General features: G+C 48.4%; 16 protein-coding genes. All 16 read left to right on the top strand.

Features of this window, described 5'->3' with window-relative positions:
• Positions 1–50: 50 nt before the first annotated feature.
• From PGRAT_RS17720 to PGRAT_RS17645, 16 genes are read left to right on the top strand one after another with little or no spacing between them, the layout of a single operon-like run.
• Positions 51–275 carry a flagellar FlbD family protein gene (locus PGRAT_RS17720; RefSeq protein ID WP_025706279.1) on the top strand — a complete coding sequence of 75 codons (225 nt, stop codon included), beginning with the start codon at positions 51–53 and terminating at the stop codon, positions 273–275.
• Entirely contained in the window at positions 272–739 is a 468-nt protein-coding gene (locus PGRAT_RS17715) for a flagellar basal body-associated FliL family protein (protein ID WP_025706280.1), read from the top strand. The genes PGRAT_RS17720 and PGRAT_RS17715 overlap by 4 nt, the downstream gene beginning before the upstream one ends.
• A gap of 39 nt (positions 740–778) precedes the next feature.
• Positions 779–1777, top strand: a complete 999-nt coding sequence (gene fliM / locus PGRAT_RS17710) for a flagellar motor switch protein FliM (RefSeq protein ID WP_025706281.1) — start codon at positions 779–781, stop codon at positions 1775–1777.
• The gene (gene fliY / locus PGRAT_RS17705; RefSeq protein ID WP_042266961.1) at positions 1767–3032 is read left to right on the top strand and encodes a flagellar motor switch phosphatase FliY; all 1266 of its coding nucleotides are present in this window, start codon (positions 1767–1769) and stop codon (positions 3030–3032) included. The genes fliM and fliY overlap by 11 nt, the downstream gene beginning before the upstream one ends.
• 27 nt (positions 3033–3059) lie before the next feature.
• Positions 3060–3425: a response regulator gene (locus PGRAT_RS17700; RefSeq protein ID WP_019910416.1), complete on the top strand. Its 366-nt coding sequence runs from the start codon at positions 3060–3062 to the stop codon at positions 3423–3425.
• A gap of 9 nt (positions 3426–3434) precedes the next feature.
• Positions 3435–3962 carry a flagellar biosynthetic protein FliO gene (locus tag PGRAT_RS17695; RefSeq protein WP_025707196.1) on the top strand — a complete coding sequence of 176 codons (528 nt, stop codon included), beginning with the start codon at positions 3435–3437 and terminating at the stop codon, positions 3960–3962.
• Complete coding sequence (fliP, locus tag PGRAT_RS17690; protein WP_025707197.1) at positions 3959–4726, top strand: flagellar type III secretion system pore protein FliP; 768 nt, start codon at positions 3959–3961, stop codon at positions 4724–4726. The genes PGRAT_RS17695 and fliP overlap by 4 nt, the downstream gene beginning before the upstream one ends.
• 22 nt (positions 4727–4748) lie before the next feature.
• Positions 4749–5018, top strand: a complete 270-nt coding sequence (gene fliQ, locus PGRAT_RS17685; protein ID WP_025707198.1) for a flagellar biosynthesis protein FliQ — start codon at positions 4749–4751, stop codon at positions 5016–5018.
• Between the two features lie 10 nt (positions 5019–5028).
• Positions 5029–5814 (top strand): flagellar biosynthetic protein FliR, encoded by a 786-nt coding sequence (gene fliR, locus PGRAT_RS17680; RefSeq protein ID WP_025707199.1) that lies wholly within the window; start codon positions 5029–5031, stop codon positions 5812–5814.
• A gap of 21 nt (positions 5815–5835) precedes the next feature.
• The gene (gene flhB, locus PGRAT_RS17675) at positions 5836–6930 is read left to right on the top strand and encodes a flagellar biosynthesis protein FlhB (protein WP_025707200.1); all 1095 of its coding nucleotides are present in this window, start codon (positions 5836–5838) and stop codon (positions 6928–6930) included.
• An 18-nt stretch (positions 6931–6948) separates the two neighbouring features.
• Positions 6949–8982 carry a flagellar biosynthesis protein FlhA gene (gene flhA / locus PGRAT_RS17670; RefSeq protein WP_025707201.1) on the top strand — a complete coding sequence of 678 codons (2034 nt, stop codon included), beginning with the start codon at positions 6949–6951 and terminating at the stop codon, positions 8980–8982.
• Positions 8979–10397, top strand: coding sequence for a flagellar biosynthesis GTPase FlhF (gene flhF / locus PGRAT_RS17665; protein WP_025707202.1), 1419 nt, complete (start codon positions 8979–8981; stop codon positions 10395–10397). The genes flhA and flhF overlap by 4 nt, the downstream gene beginning before the upstream one ends.
• A complete protein-coding gene (locus PGRAT_RS17660; RefSeq protein ID WP_025707203.1) occupies positions 10394–11275 on the top strand; it encodes a MinD/ParA family protein in 882 nt (293 codons plus the stop codon). The genes flhF and PGRAT_RS17660 overlap by 4 nt, the downstream gene beginning before the upstream one ends.
• 35 nt (positions 11276–11310) lie before the next feature.
• Complete coding sequence (locus tag PGRAT_RS17655; protein ID WP_025707204.1) at positions 11311–12699, top strand: protein-glutamate methylesterase/protein-glutamine glutaminase; 1389 nt, start codon at positions 11311–11313, stop codon at positions 12697–12699.
• Positions 12700–12733: 34 nt separating this feature from the next.
• On the top strand, positions 12734–14800 hold the full coding sequence (locus PGRAT_RS17650) for a chemotaxis protein CheA (RefSeq protein WP_042266957.1): 2067 nt from the start codon (positions 12734–12736) through the stop codon (positions 14798–14800).
• Positions 14801–14828: 28 nt separating this feature from the next.
• Positions 14829–15290, top strand: coding sequence for a chemotaxis protein CheW (locus PGRAT_RS17645; RefSeq protein WP_025705345.1), 462 nt, complete (start codon positions 14829–14831; stop codon positions 15288–15290).
• Positions 15291–15321: the final 31 nt, after the last annotated feature.

The raw sequence follows: 15321 nt of genomic DNA, 5'->3' as shown, positions 1-15321 counted from the left end.
AAGTCGTGGGGGAGGAACTCCTCCCCCTATTTTTTGTTAGGAGGCCTGTTATGATTTCGGTAACCAGATTGAATGGTACATCCATGTTTTTAAATGCTTTGCTGGTAGAAATGGTAGAAGAAAGTCCGGATACGTACATTACGCTCGTAACTGGCAAAAGGCTGATTGTGCTGGAAAAGGCCGATGAAGTCATCCGTAAGATCCGTGATTATAACAGGGACATTGGCACATATGCTGCCACCATTAAAGTCCAGTCAATGGAGGAGCTTTCATGAAAAAGATGCTGCCGTGGCTCATCACAATTTTATTAGCAATAACTCTTATCGTAGTAGCTGCATTTTTACTAATGGATAAGATCTTTCCCAGTGATACGAATGACGTGAATACGGCAGTTCAGAACGTGGAGACCAAAAAACTCAGCGCTGATGAGATTGTCGCATTAACGGCGGAAATCACTGATATCAAAACTAATACTGCCGATCCCGATTATATCCTTAAAGTAAACATCGCGTTCCAACTGGATTCAGCGAAGTCTAAGGAAGAATTCGAAAAGATAAAGGCAATTAAAATTGCGCCGCTTATTATCAAGGCAATTGCTGATGCCAAGCCTGAGGAACTGAACGGGGCTAAAGGCAAAGATCAATTCAGCAGCAAGCTGATGAATATAATCAACAAGAATTTGACCGAGGGCACGATAACCCAGATCGAATTCACTGATTTTGTTTTGGCTTCCATTTAGCTACTGGAGGATTAATTCTTTGATGGGGGGGTGATTGAATTGGTTGATGTACTATCACAAAACGAAATTGATGCTCTGCTTGCCGCACTATCATCCGGTGAAATGGATGCCGACGAACTCAAAAAAGAAGAAACCCAAAAGAAAATTCGCTCATATGATTTCAAACGGGCTGTACGCTTCTCAAAGGATCATATCCGAAGCCTCACGCGGATCCATGATAACTTTGCCCGCTATCTGACGACGTACTTTTCGGCACAATTACGAACCTTCGTGCAGATCAATGTCGTTCAAGTAGAGCAGCTCCCTTATGATGAGTTTATCCGCTCCATTCCGAAAATGACGATCTTGAATATTTTTGAAGCTGAACCGCTCGAAGGCCGCATGGTGATGGAAGTGCATCCGAATATTGCTTTTGCGATGCTGGACAGACTGCTCGGCGGCTTCGGGACGGCGCCTTCCAAGATTAATGCATTGACTGAAATTGAAACAACAATAATGGAGAGGATTTTCAGCAGATGTTTTGAGAGTCTGCAGGAAGCCTGGAAGACAGTGCTTGATATCAGTCCCCGCATGGAGGCATTGGAGACCAATCCTCAGTTCATGCAGATTGTATCGCCCAACGAAACGATTGCACTTATTTCCTTAAGCACCAAAATCGGCGATACGACAGGGATGATTAACTTATGCATACCTCACGTTGTTCTGGAGCCAATCATGTCCAGGTTGTCTGTGCACCAGTGGTTTGTTTCTGAAAAGAAGGTGCGGGATGAGGTTGAGCTTGAGGCAATCCGGGCAAGAGTTCACAGAGCTCAGCTGCCGATTGTGGCAGAATTAGGTGAATCGAGTCTATCCATTGCTGAATTTCTCGGACTCAATGTCGGTGACGTTATTTCTCTTAACAAGACTGTGGATTCTGGACTTTCCATTAAGGTGGGGGACAAGCTAAAATTCATCGGAAGTCCCGGCATGATTAAAGAGCGTGTGGCTGTGCAAATAGACGAGATAGTCAGCGAAGGAGTTGAAGATTTTGACGAGTAAAGATTATTTATCCCAAGAGGAAATAGATGCCCTTCTCAGGCAGTCAGCAGAAGGCCCAGTTGCTCCCTCGAAGACAGTGGATGATTACCTGACCCCTTTTGAGCAAGATGCTTTGGGGGAGATCGGGAATATCACATTCGGGAGTGCAGCCACTGCGCTGTCCACTTTGCTGGGTAAAAAGGTAGACATCACTACTCCTAAGGTATCCATCATCACCCGTGGTGAGTTCGAAGAAGCTTTTCCAAAACCCCATGTTGCAGTACATGTTCAATATGTGGATGGTTTTCAGGGCATTAACTCACTGGTTATCAAAATCAGGGATGCCCAGGTCATCGCGGATCTGATGCTCGGCGGTGAAGGCGAACCTAAGGACGAAGAATTGAACGAAATCCATATCAGTGCAGTTCAGGAAGCGATGAACCAAATGATGGGCTCATCAGCCACATCCATGTCGACCATTTTCAACCGCTTCGTGAATATCTCGCCTCCGGGTATCGATATTCTGAACATGTCCAGCGGAGAAGGGGTTGGCAGTCTTCCGGATGATGAAACACTGATCCAGATTTCATTCCGGCTCAAGATCGGGGATCTGATTGATTCGACAATTATGCAGCTGCTCCCGGTACAATTTGCCAAAGATATGGTGTCTATGCTTCTGGGCGATGTTCAGTCAGAAGAAGAGACGGCCGCAGCTGCGGCAGAGGCTCCGCCTAAGGCAGCAGCAGCACCAGAACCAACTGCAGCGCCTCCGGTGCAACCAACACCTCCAGCACAGCCTGGAGCGGTTCCGCCGCCATACCCGGGTATGCCCGAGGGCGGATATTATTATCCTCCCGCAGGAATGCCGGCTTATGGGATGCCGCCGTATGGAATGCCGCCTCAAGGTGTGCCTTACCAGCAGGCTCCGCCGCAGCAGCCCGCACCGAACCGCAATGTAAATGTGCAGCCGGTACAGTTTGCCAATTTAAGCTCAGGCGCCTTTGGAAATATTGACGAAAATAATTTGAATTTATTAATGGACATACCACTGAGAGTAACCGTAGAATTAGGAAGGACCCAGAAGCAGATCAAAGATATTCTGGAAATGTCGCAAGGCTCCATCATCGAGCTGGACAAGCTGGCCGGTGAGCCTGTAGACATTCTGGTTAACAACAAGCTTATTGCCAAAGGGGAAGTCGTGGTTATCGACGAAAACTTCGGAGTTCGCGTTACGGATATCGTCAGCCAGTGGGACCGAATTCAAAAACTACAATAAAGCATACTTAGGGAGGATTTTGTAAAAATGGCTAACCGAATTCTAATCGTGGACGATGCAGCATTTATGAGAATGATGATCCGTGACATTTTGTCGAAAAACGGGTTTGAGGTTGTGGGTGAAGCCCAGGACGGTTCACAGGCTATTGAGAAATTCAAGGAGCTGCGTCCGGATTTGATCACGATGGATATCACCATGCCTGAAATGGACGGTATTGCCGCCCTAAAAGAAATTAAAAAAGTAGATGCCAACGCCAAAGTCATCATGTGTTCTGCCATGGGTCAGCAGGCTATGGTCATTGATGCAATCCAAGCGGGTGCCAAGGATTTTATTGTGAAGCCTTTCCAGGCAGACCGTGTTATTGAAGCAATCAACAAGACACTGGGCGTGTAACCAGAACTTATGCCAGTCAGTGTAGAACCGCTGGGAACAGGTAACAATCTGCTGAATTTGTTAAACGTTATTTTTGTCCTTGCGGTAATTGTTGTGCTCATAGTGCTGCTTATCCGTTTTCTGGGACGCCGCAATCAGACCTTGATGAGCGGGCGTTCCATCCGTACGCTTGGTGCATTGGGCCTCGGGCCGAACAAGTCTATACAGATTATTGAAATCGGAGGCAGCCTCTATCTGATCGGGGTCGGTGAGAATATCTCCATGATGGATAAAATCACCGATCCGGCTGAGGTAGCACTGATCATTTCGGCATTTGAGGATCAATCTGCAGGACAGAGTAACTTTCTTGCGCCGTTTCTTGCCAAGATCAGAGCCAAATTCCGCGGAGAAGTGCCATCGCAGGAAATCGAACTTAATGAAACATCCTCTTTCTATGAGACTTTGCAATCCAAGCTTGCGCTCGCACCAGAGCGTAAGGAGAAAATGGAAGAGCTGCTCCGGGATGATGTGCTTAAGGATGAGTCGAGGGATTTATGAAAAATAAACTGATTTTTTCACTTCTGCTGCTTGTGGTATTCAGCGCCTTGCTGATGCACCCTGTACATGCTGATCCTATCCCTAATATTGATATTCAGGTTGGGGGCAGCGGTGATGGTTCAGGCAGCGGCACCAGTTCCATCTCTATTCTGCTGCTTGTAACGGTTCTGAGTGTGGCTCCGGCCTTTCTTGTGTTAATGACCAGTTTCACCCGGATTGTCATCGTTCTGGGCTTTGTGAGAACCTCGCTCGGAACACAATCTATGCCTCCTAACCAGGTGCTTGTAGGGCTGGCCCTGTTCCTGACACTGTTTATCATGTCTCCGACACTGGCAAAAGTGAATGAGACAGCGCTTCAACCGTATATGAAAGGGACAATTACCCAGACCGAGGCGCTGAACAAGGCGGCCGATCCCATGAAGGAATTTATGTTCAAGCAGACCAACACCAAGGATTTGCTGCTCTTTATGAACTACACCGGCAACAAAGCTTCGGTCAAGCCTGCAACGTATAGCGATATTCCATTGACGGTGATGGTCCCAGCTTTTGCAATCGGAGAGATGAAAAAAGCTTTTACCATGGGCTTTATGATTTTTATACCCTTTCTGATTATTGATATTGTGGTAGCGAGCACCCTGATGGCTATGGGGATGATGATGCTGCCTCCGGTGATGATATCATTGCCGTTCAAGATAATGCTCTTTGTACTGGTAGACGGGTGGTATTTAGTCGTTAAATCACTGCTTTTGAGTTTTAACACCTGAGATTCAAGAGGAGGCATAAGGGATGAATACGGAATTTATTATCGGCCTAGCCGGTCAAGCCGTATATTTAGTGCTCGAAACCAGCGCTCCCATGCTGATTCTTGGTCTGGTGGTAGGACTAATTGTCAGCATATTCCAGGCTACAACCCAGATCCAGGAGCAAACCCTGGCGTTTATTCCAAAAATCGTGGCGGTGCTGCTTGCACTACTGTTGTTTGGACCATGGATCATCACCAAGCTGGTAGACTTTACCGGGCAAATTCTGGGCAACCTCAATATGTACATCGGTTAAAAGTATGAATATGGAGACATGGCTTCAAAATTTTCCCGTCTTTCTGTTGATTTTTTGTCGAATTTCCGCTTTTTTTGTTGTTGTTCCTGTTTTTTCTACGAGAAGCATCCCGGCGACGTTCAAGATAGGACTCTCCTTTTTTGTAGCATTGGTCGTCTTCAGCTCAGGAGGGACGGGGATTGCCGTTCCGCAGGATCTGACTTATATTCTGCTGATTGCCCGTGAGGCGTTAATAGGCTTACTGCTTGGTTTCATCGCCTATCTGATGTTTATGGCCATTCAGACAGCCGGTTCCTTCATTGATATCCAAATCGGCTTCGGGATTGCGAACGTCATTGATCCAATGACCGGAACCTCAGCTCCTGTCATCGGGAACTTCAAATATTTGATTGCCACTTTGTTGTTCCTGAGCATGAACGGACACCATTATTTACTGGATGCTATCGTGTACAGCTATAAATGGGTTCCGATAGATAATGATCTATTGATCAAAATGATAGACGGAAGCCTGTCAGAATTTCTGGTCCGCACGTTTGCACAGTCCTTTATACTGGCTTTTCAAATGTCGGCCCCCCTGGTTACTGCACTTTTTCTTACGGATATTGGTCTGGCCTTTCTGGCAAGAACAGCTCCGCAGTATAACGTGTTCGTCATCGGGGTTCCTCTCAAAATCATTGTAGGACTTGTGCTGCTTCTATTGTTAATGCCGAGTCTGGCCGTGCTGTTCCAGAATCTATTCGACATCATGTTTGAGTCCATGCACAATTTGCTGGGCCTTATGGGGAAGAGTCCTTAGGTGACTTAAGGAGAGAGAGTTATGCCGAAAACGAAACGTTATGCACTCAATCTTCAGCATTTCGGGGGAGACAAAACAGAGAAAGCAACCCCGAAGAAGCGGCAGGAGGCACGTAAAAAGGGCCAAGTTGCAAAAAGTGCTGAACTATCCGGTGCGGTTGTGTTGTTATCGGCTCTTCTGACCTTAATGATGTTTGGGGATTTCATAAAAGAACGGGTTGTTAAACTGTATACGGATGTCTTTCAAAACCGCATGATGATGCAGGTGACTCCTGAGAATGTTTCCGAGTTGTTTAACCATTACGGTATACAGATATTAATTCTCCTGGCTCCGCTGTTCATCATTACGTTTGTGATGGCTCTTGTAGTGAATTTGGCTGAAGTCGGTTTTATGATGGTCACGGAAGGGCTGACTCCAAAATTCAGCAAGATCAATCCGATCAAAGGCTTCAAGAATATTTTCTCCATGCGTTCTTTTGTGGAGTTCCTAAAATCCATCTTCAAGCTTCTGATAATCGGCTATCTGGTCTACAGTACCCTTTGGGGTGAAAAGGAAAACTTCGCTTCCTTAGCCCATGTCAGTGCGGAAGGGGCTTACCGGTTTGCAGCAAAGATGACTATGAACCTGGGCATCAAAATCGGGGCGGCACTCTTGATAATGGCTGTTTTTGATTACATTTATCAAAAGTACGAACATGAGAAGAGCTTGAAAATGTCCAAACAGGATATCAAAGATGAATATAAAAAAATGGAAGGCGATCCGATCATTAAAGGCAAGATCAGGGAACGGCAGCGAAGAATGGCTATGCAGCGGATGATGCAGGAGGTTCCGAATGCGGATGTGATCATCACTAACCCGACCCACTTTGCAGTTGCCTTGAAATATGACGGATCCCAAATGGAGGCTCCGCAAATTATAGCCAAAGGCCAGGACTTTGTGGCACTCCGTATCCGTGAACTGGCTAAGGAGCATGGTGTTATAACTATGGAGAACAAACCGCTCGCACGAGCGTTATTTCACAGGACAGAAATCGGCGATGTCGTTCCTGCCGATCTTTTTCAGGCAGTAGCTGAAGTGCTCGCTTATGTGTACAAGCTTAATGGTAAGAGGAGATAAGTCGGGAGGTTGAGGACATTGAAAGCAAGAGATCTAACAGTTCTACTGGGTGTTATCGGTATTGTGCTTATGATGATTCTGCCCATCCCGGCTTGGCTTCTGGATGTACTGCTAATTATCAATATTTCGATAGCCTTAACTATTATATTAGTTGCAATGAATACTAAAGACCCGCTGCAGTTCTCGATATTCCCTTCATTGCTGTTAATCACAACCTTGTTTCGTCTGGCACTGAATATTTCAACCACCAAGTTGATTTTGTCGGATGGTCATGCGGGTGAGGTTGTAGCCACGTTCGGAAGCTGGATTGCCCGGGGACAAATCGCTATTGGATTCATTGTCTTCCTGATCCTTGTCGTCGTGCAGTTCATTGTTATTACTAAAGGTTCGGAACGTGTAGCCGAGGTAGGCGCCCGGTTTACACTGGATGCGATGCCCGGCAAACAGATGAGTATCGATGCTGATTTGAACGCCGGCATGATTAATGAACAGCAGGCCGGCGAACGTCGACGCAAGATTGAACGCGAAGCCGACTTTTTCGGGTCTATGGACGGTGCCAGTAAATTTGTCAAAGGTGACGCCATCGCAAGTATTATCATTCTGCTGATCAATCTGATTGGCGGTTTCATTATCGGTATGTCCGTTCACGGATTGTCTTTCCAGGCTGCTCTTTCGACATATTCCGTATTGACAATCGGGGATGGTCTGGTCAGCCAAATACCAGCGCTGCTCATTTCAACCGCAGCCGGACTTATTGTTACCCGCGCAGCATCAGATGGCAACCTGGCGGAGGATTTGACAGGACAACTCCTTTCTTATCCAAAGCTTCTGTATATCGTGGCCGTAACTATTGCATTCCTCGGTTTCTTTACCCCGATTACAGTGATGTCTACCTTGCCTCTAGCGGGGCTATTAGGCTATGCAGCTTATACTATGAGCCAAAAGGCTAACCGCAAGCAAATAGCTGAAGAACAGCTGGTTGAAGAAAAACAGATCGAGGAAGTACGCAGTCCGGAAAGTGTAATCAACCTGCTCACTGTTGATTCCATTGAATTCGAGTTTGGATATGGGCTTATTCCCCTCGCTGACACAGGTCAGGGCGGCGATTTGCTTGATCGTATTATCATGATCAGGCGTCAATGTGCTTTGGAGATGGGTCTTGTCGTCCCTGTTATTCGCATTCGCGACAATATTCAACTAAAACCGAATGAATATGTGATCAAAATTAAAGGAAATAACGTTGGCGGCGGTGAATTATTACTTAATCACTATCTGGCTATGAGTCCCGGGTATGAGGATGAGTCGATTCATGGAATTGAGACGGTAGAACCATCCTTTGGTCTGCCGGCACTATGGATTGACGAGTCCGTAAAGGAACGGGCCGAATTGTCGGGCTATACCGTGGTTGATCCTCCTTCCGTAGTGGCTACACATTTGACCGAGCTTATCAAACGTTATGGCCATGAGCTGCTGGGACGACAGGAAACCAAGCAACTTGTCGACAATCTTCGCGAAAATTATCCTGTGCTGGTGGACGAGCTTGTGCCTTCAGTACTGGCCATTGGGGATGTTCAAAAGGTACTCGGCAAGCTGCTGCGTGAGAAAATCTCGATTCGTGACCTGGTGACTATTTTTGAAACATTGGCGGACTATGGAACCTATACCAAAGACCCGGATGTTCTGACAGAATATGTCCGGCAGTCCCTCTCCAGACAGATTACACAACAGTTCTCCCAGACTGGAGAGACGCTAAAGGTTATCACAGTGGGACCGAATCTGGAAAAGAAAATCTCCGAAAGTGTGCAGCAGACGGAGCAGGGCAGCTATCTTGCGCTGGACCCAGTCTCGACACAGACCGTTTACCAGCGGCTTACGGAGCAAATTAACCGGTTGCTTCAATCGGGGCAGCAGCCAATTGTGTTGACCTCCCCGACAATACGGATGTATCTGCGTCAGGTGATCGAACGGACCATGCAGGACATCCCGGTGTTGTCCTACAGTGAGCTGGAGCCAAATATTGAAATCCAAAGCGTTGGGGTGGTGAATCTATGAGAGTGAAGCGTTATGTGGTCGACACGATGCCTGACGCCATGCATTCCATCCGCAGCGAGCTGGGAAGCGATGCCGTCATTTTAAGCACCAAGGAGGTCAGAGTCGGCGGTTTCATGGGGATGTTTAAGAAGAAGAAAATTGAAGTTGTTGCGGCAGTTGAGGATGCCCAGAAGCCTGGAGCTTCTGCAAAGCCGCCGGCTGCTCCATTGAACATTCCGCGCAGCGCAGTTCCCCAAGCATACCAGAAGGCTGCAGCCGCTGGCGCAAATGAACCAGCGGCTAGGGCGGCCTCCTCGGGAAATGAGGCAGCGGCAAAGCAGGCTTTTGCCGAGATTGCTGCAGCGTTGTCTGATAGCTTAGAGAACAAGGGGAGTGTAGCGGTACTGCCTGCGGTCCATGAGGAAGAAGATGCCGGCTACTTTGAAGCTGAGGAAGCTCCAATGCAGCATTCATCAGCTCCAGGTATTAACCTTTCAAGCATGGCTTCCATAGATGAGGCCCGGGAAAAGAAATTAACTGCAGCATCCGCAGCCGGACTGGAAAGTGATGTGCTGCGGGAGATTCGCGACATGAAGCAGTGGATGGAGCGGATTGCCCGTTATTCATCCGGCACTGTAGAGCTTCCAGAGCAGCTGGAACAATTAAGAGACCGTCTGATAGAGCAGGAGACGGATGTTGTTCTGGTCGATGAGTGGGTCAGCAATATTTTTGACCAGTGGAATGAGGAAGGCCGAATCTGGGCCCCGGATCAGTTCAATATTAGGATGACCGCTCAGGTTGAGGATTTTTTATCAGGGCGCATTGCTAACGGGATTGCACCGGATACGCGGATTGTTTATATCGCAGGACCTACAGGTGTTGGCAAGACCACTACGATAGCCAAACTTGCCGCTGAGCAGTTGTTCAGGCAAGGGCGCAAGGTGGGCCTGATTACCTCGGACACCTACCGGATTTCGGCAGTAGAGCAGCTTCGCACTTATGCGGCTATACTCAATATGCCTCTGGAGGTTGTACAGTCTCCTGGTGATTTGCAAAGAGCCTTGTTCCGGCTCGAGAGCTGTGATCTTGTGCTAATGGATACGGCAGGCCGGAATTACCGTAACGAGATGCTGGTAGCGGAGCTGCAGAGTCTTTTGGCCAAAGAGCTTAAGAGTGAGACCTTTCTGGTGCTCAGCCTGACCTCCAAAAGCCGGGATATGAAAAAGATTGCCGAACATTTTGACCGCTATCAGCTGGATAAAGTCATCTTCACTAAACTTGACGAGACAGGAAGCTATGGTCCGCTCTTCAATGTTCTGAATGATTTCCCGCTCAAGCTCTCTTATATAACCAATGGTCAGAATGTTCCCGATGATTTGCTGGCTGCTACCAAAGATCAGCTTAGCGGGATGATTTTGGGAACAGGGGGGCTGTGATGGATCAGGCGCAATCCCTGAGGAGGCTTGTGTCCAGCCAGGAACCCAAACGTGTATCCGGAGGGGAGGCATCAGCCCGGATTATCACTGTTTGCAGTGGGAAGGGGGGTGTCGGCAAATCGAATTTCACCTTGAACTTTGCACTCACACTCAAAGCGATGGGCAAAAGAGTGCTCTTGTTCGATGCTGATATCGGTATGGCGAATATAGATGTGCTTATGGGTGTATCGACTAAGTATAATCTTTATCATTTACTGAAAAGGGAAGCGGGTATCGGAGAGATCATTCATAAAGGACCCAACGGGCTTCCTTTTATCGCAGGCGGTTCAGGTATGGACGAGCTTTTTTCGCTGTCTGAGGCGGATTTGAGCTACTTCACGGACCAGATCGCCGGAATTGCGGACACGATGGATTTTATTCTCTTCGATACAGGAGCAGGACTTTCCAAAGAAACTATGAAATTCATTACTTCGGCGGATGACTGCCTGGTGGTCACTACACCTGAACCCACTGCGATAACGGATGCTTACGCACTGATAAAGGTAGTAAATAACTCCCACCCGAAGGTTTCCTTCCGGCTGATTGTCAATCAGGCAGGGGATGAGAAAGAGGCGCGCGCCACCAGTGATAAAATCCGCATGGCGGCAAGCCGGTTTTTACAATTGGATATTTCTTTTCTTGGATATATCAGCAGCGATACCCATGTAGTTCAGGCAGTAAAGAGACAGATTCCATTCTCGGTGGCTTTTCCGAACAGTTCGGCAGCCAAAGATGTGCATAGGCTTGCGCTTAGCTATTTGGCCGCTGATTCGGCAGACACCACTAAAGTTCAAGGCATCAAGGGATTTATCAGCAAGTGGTTGAAGCGAAAAGAATAATTGTTCTGAATTTGAGGAACAGAGGTGGAAATGATATGAAACCTTATCAAGTTTTGGTTGTTGATGATTCTGCATTCATGCGCAAGATCATTTCCGATTTAATTGAAAATGATGCTAACTTTCAGGTTGCGGCAACGGCATCCAACGGACGTGAAGCCATTGAAAAAGTCAACGAACTTTCTCCGGATCTGGTAACCATGGATGTCGAGATGCCGGAAATGAACGGCCTGGAGGCGCTCAAAATAATAATGGCGCAGCGTCCTCTGCCGGTAATCATGCTCTCAGGAATTAATGAAGAGGGCATGAAGGAAACCATTCTGGCACTGGAGTGGGGGGCTTTTGATTTTATCCGCAAGCCCTCCATATCGAACTCACAGGATATTATAGCTGTGGGCGTATCGCTGAGAGAGCAAATGAAAGAGGCAATGCTTGCCCGCCAGCAGCGCGAAGCCAGAGCTTCCGCATACAAGGTGCCTGAGCTGCCTGCTGCAGAGGCGGCCTCTGCACCGCAACCGGTGCGCGGGCCTGCCAAACAACCCCCGGAAGCTCCCAAGAAAGCTCCGGAGCTTCCACGCAAGCTGGCTGACAAACCAAAGGCCAAGCCGGAATTGAGTCCCGCTCCAGAGATGGTTAAGGGCAAAGGTTCGCCGGGAAGAACATCTCCGGAAGGCGCTCTTCCGCCAGGGGCGGCCAAGGGCCCCGCGCGGCTTCCCAAACCGGCTTCCGATCCCTCTAGGAACCGATCGAAAGAGGAAGCCAAACCGGTACAGCCGGATTCACGGCCAGCTGCTGCAGCTAATCTTGAATCCTCTGCTGCAGGCGGGGACCGCAAGCCCAACAATAAGGGATTGCGCAAGCTGGTAGCCGTCGGTTGTTCCACGGGCGGTCCTAGAGCTTTAAAAGCATTTCTTGAAAATATTCCGGCTGATTTTCCAGCACCTATTGTCATTGTGCAGCATATGCCGCCCAATTTCACCAAGTCGCTGGCACAGCGGCTGAATACTTTCAGTCCGCTTGAAGTGGCGGAAGCAGAACAGGGAATGATTCTGCGTCAGGGGGCGGCATACATTGCTCCCGGCGGCTATCATATGAGGGTAGTTCCGGCTGCGGGCGGCCAATATGCCATTGATCTGACTTTGGAAGAAGCCCGCAACGGACACCGCCCATCGGTGGATACACTCTTCGAGTCCATTCTTCCATACACCTCACTGGAGCGGCACGCAGTGATTATGACAGGGATGGGCAGTGATGGTGCCAGAATGATGAAGTCACTTTATGATTCAGGAGTGACTTCCACCTTTGCCGAAAGTGAAGAAACCTGTGTGGTTTACGGGATGCCGCGTTCTGCGGTGGAACTGCATTGTGTAAGACATGTCCTGCCTTTGCAAGAAATTGCTCCAAGGCTGGTGCAAGCCGTAAAATAATGGAAAAGCGAACTTGAAGGGGAGGTGCCGGCTCATGGACATGAACCAATATTTATCCATGTTTATTGATGAGTCAAATGATCATCTGCAGTCATTGAACGAAAGTATGATGGGGCTTGAAGCAAATCCTGAAGATCTGAGCATTGTACAGGTTATTTTCCGCTCTGCCCATACCTTGAAGGGTATGGCGGCAACCATGGGCTTTGAGGATTTGGCTTCACTTACGCACCAAATGGAGAATGTACTGGACTTAGTGCGCAACAATAAGCTGCGGATGCAGGATTTCATTTTTGACACGCTGTTCAAAAGTCTGGATGCCTTGGAATCCATGGTCGAGGATATTACAGGCGGCGGAGAAGGCAAGGCGGATGTATCGGCCATTGTTGCGTCTTTGCAGGCTATTGTCCGTGGCGAGATCCCGACTGCAGCCGGCGGTGCTGCTGCCGAAGTGGCTGCAGGAGCGACTGCGGAAGCTCCCGTATTTCTTGATGAGTTTCAATACTCAGTTCTGGAGCAGTCGCTTCAGGAAGGCCATAAGGTGCTGTATGTTGATGTGGCCATCCGCAAGGACTGCCAGCTCAAAGCAGTGCGGGCTTATATGGTCTTTGATCTCCTCGAACGTTCTGGCGAGGTCGTCAAATCCTTCCCTTCGGTTCAAGACATAGAGCAGGAGAAATTCGACCATAGCTTTTCGCTCTATTACATAACCCAAAAGGAAGCCAGTGAGATCCAGGCGATGATTCTGAATCTGTCCGAGATCGACAAGGTAACTGCGGTCGCCTTGGATCAGGAGTCCTTGCATCAAATGGGACAGGATACGGTTGCGGCTGCGGCCGAAGCGCCTGCTCCTGTCAAAGAAGCAACTCCTGTTTCTAATGCTTCACCGGCATCTGCTGCACATGCCAAAGAAGAAGCCGGCAAACCGGCTCCTGCGAGAACAGGGGGAGCGCCCTCACGGACGATCCGTGTAGATATAGAACGGCTTGATGTGCTGATGAATCTCTTCAGCGAGCTGCTTATCGACCGGGTCCGGCTGGAGCAGCTTGCTTCAGAAGTCCAAAATGCAGATCTGACGGAAACGGTAGAGCACATGGGCCGGGTCAGCGGAGATCTGCAGAATATTGTCATGAAGCTGCGCATGGTTCCAGTGGATACCGTGTTCAACCGGTTCCCGCGCATGGTTCGTGACCTCGCCAAATCCTTGGATAAAAAAATCGATCTGGTTGTTACCGGCGCCGAGACGGAGCTGGACCGCACCGTTATCGATGAAATCGGTGATCCGCTGGTCCACTTGCTGCGAAACGCAGTAGACCATGGTGTTGAAGGGATTCAAGAACGTTTAGCTGCCGGAAAGTCTGATACAGGAACAGTTAATCTGCGGGCATTCCATAGCGGCAACCATGTCTTTATCGAAATCGAAGATGACGGTGCCGGAATCAATCCGCAGAAGATTCTGCAGTCTGCGATCAAAAAAGGCATTCTCTCGCAAGAACAAGCATCGAATTATTCCGACGATGAGGCAATACAGCTCCTGTTCGCACCGGGATTCAGTACGGCTGAGGTAATCTCCGATGTATCAGGCCGCGGAGTGGGATTGGATGTTGTCAAGTCAAAAATCACCTCTCTGGGCGGGAATGTGGTGGTCTATTCCACACAAGGCAAAGGTACTAATTTCTCAGTACAGCTGCCGCTGACCTTGTCGATTATCGCAGCTATGCTTGTTCGTCTGGGCTCAGAGAAATACGCGATACCGCTCTCGTCCATTGTGGAAACCGGCATTGTGAAGCAAACTCAGATCCGGAGCATTCACGGCAACAAAATGGTAGAATTCCGCAACAGCCATATTCCGCTGGTTTCACTAAGCAAACTCTTTTCAGTACCGGATTATGATGAAAGCACAGAAGAAGAAACCGAAATTGTGGTCGTGCGCAAGGGGGAACGCCTGGTTGCTCTGGCAGTTCAGGATTTTATCGGACAGAACGAAATTGTCATCAAGAATCTCGGCAAATATTTGCCAGAGGTTCAAGGCATATCCGGTGCCACCATTCTCGGTGACGGGCAGGTCGCGCTCATTATTGATCCGAATGCTTTTATTAAATAATATAGGATAGAACAGGGAGGTTCATTCCATGGCTGAAGACATCAAGGTGATTGTGTTTAAACTCGGAACTGAAGAATACGGGATCGAAGTGGAAAAGGTGCAAACAATCGAGCGTATGATGCCGATCACCCGCGTGCCTAAGACGTATTCCTTCATCAAAGGGGTTATCAATCTGCGCGGAGTTGTGATTCCGGTTATTGATTTGCGCGGCCGTTTCGGAATTGAAGAGGCGGAGCACACAGACCAGACCCGGATCATTATCGTATCGGTCAATGAAATGGAAGTAGGCTTTATTGTAGATTCGGCCAACGATGTTATTGATTTGAACCAGGATGCTATTGATACCCCGCCGGATGTAGTGGGCGGCATCAAGGCTAAATATCTGGACGGGGTGGCCAAAATCGGAGAAGACCGTCTGCTCATTATGCTTAACTTGTCCGAAGTGCTGAACAAGAATGAAATTGTGCAGTTGGAAAGTCTAGAGGGCTAACCTGTGGAGCTATTCAAAAACTTCAAGGATT

It is taken from the genome of Paenibacillus graminis (genome assembly GCF_000758705.1).
Taxonomy (GTDB): domain Bacteria; phylum Bacillota; class Bacilli; order Paenibacillales; family Paenibacillaceae; genus Paenibacillus_AQ; species Paenibacillus_AQ graminis.
This window is presented reverse-complemented; position numbering and strand designations above follow the sequence as displayed.

Coding starts and splice junctions, on each gene's coding strand:
- flhB (WP_025707200.1), top strand. CDS start 5,836: ATGCCGAAAACGAAACGTTATGCACTCAATCTTCAGCATTTCGGGGGA.
- PGRAT_RS17700 (WP_019910416.1), top strand. CDS start 3,060: ATGGCTAACCGAATTCTAATCGTGGACGATGCAGCATTTATGAGAATG.
- PGRAT_RS17655 (WP_025707204.1), top strand. CDS start 11,311: ATGAAACCTTATCAAGTTTTGGTTGTTGATGATTCTGCATTCATGCGC.
- fliQ (WP_025707198.1), top strand. CDS start 4,749: ATGAATACGGAATTTATTATCGGCCTAGCCGGTCAAGCCGTATATTTA.
- flhF (WP_025707202.1), top strand. CDS start 8,979: ATGAGAGTGAAGCGTTATGTGGTCGACACGATGCCTGACGCCATGCAT.
- fliP (WP_025707197.1), top strand. CDS start 3,959: ATGAAAAATAAACTGATTTTTTCACTTCTGCTGCTTGTGGTATTCAGC.
- PGRAT_RS17650 (WP_042266957.1), top strand. CDS start 12,734: ATGGACATGAACCAATATTTATCCATGTTTATTGATGAGTCAAATGAT.
- PGRAT_RS17695 (WP_025707196.1), top strand. CDS start 3,435: ATGCCAGTCAGTGTAGAACCGCTGGGAACAGGTAACAATCTGCTGAAT.
- PGRAT_RS17645 (WP_025705345.1), top strand. CDS start 14,829: ATGGCTGAAGACATCAAGGTGATTGTGTTTAAACTCGGAACTGAAGAA.
- PGRAT_RS17720 (WP_025706279.1), top strand. CDS start 51: ATGATTTCGGTAACCAGATTGAATGGTACATCCATGTTTTTAAATGCT.
- PGRAT_RS17715 (WP_025706280.1), top strand. CDS start 272: ATGAAAAAGATGCTGCCGTGGCTCATCACAATTTTATTAGCAATAACT.
- fliR (WP_025707199.1), top strand. CDS start 5,029: ATGGAGACATGGCTTCAAAATTTTCCCGTCTTTCTGTTGATTTTTTGT.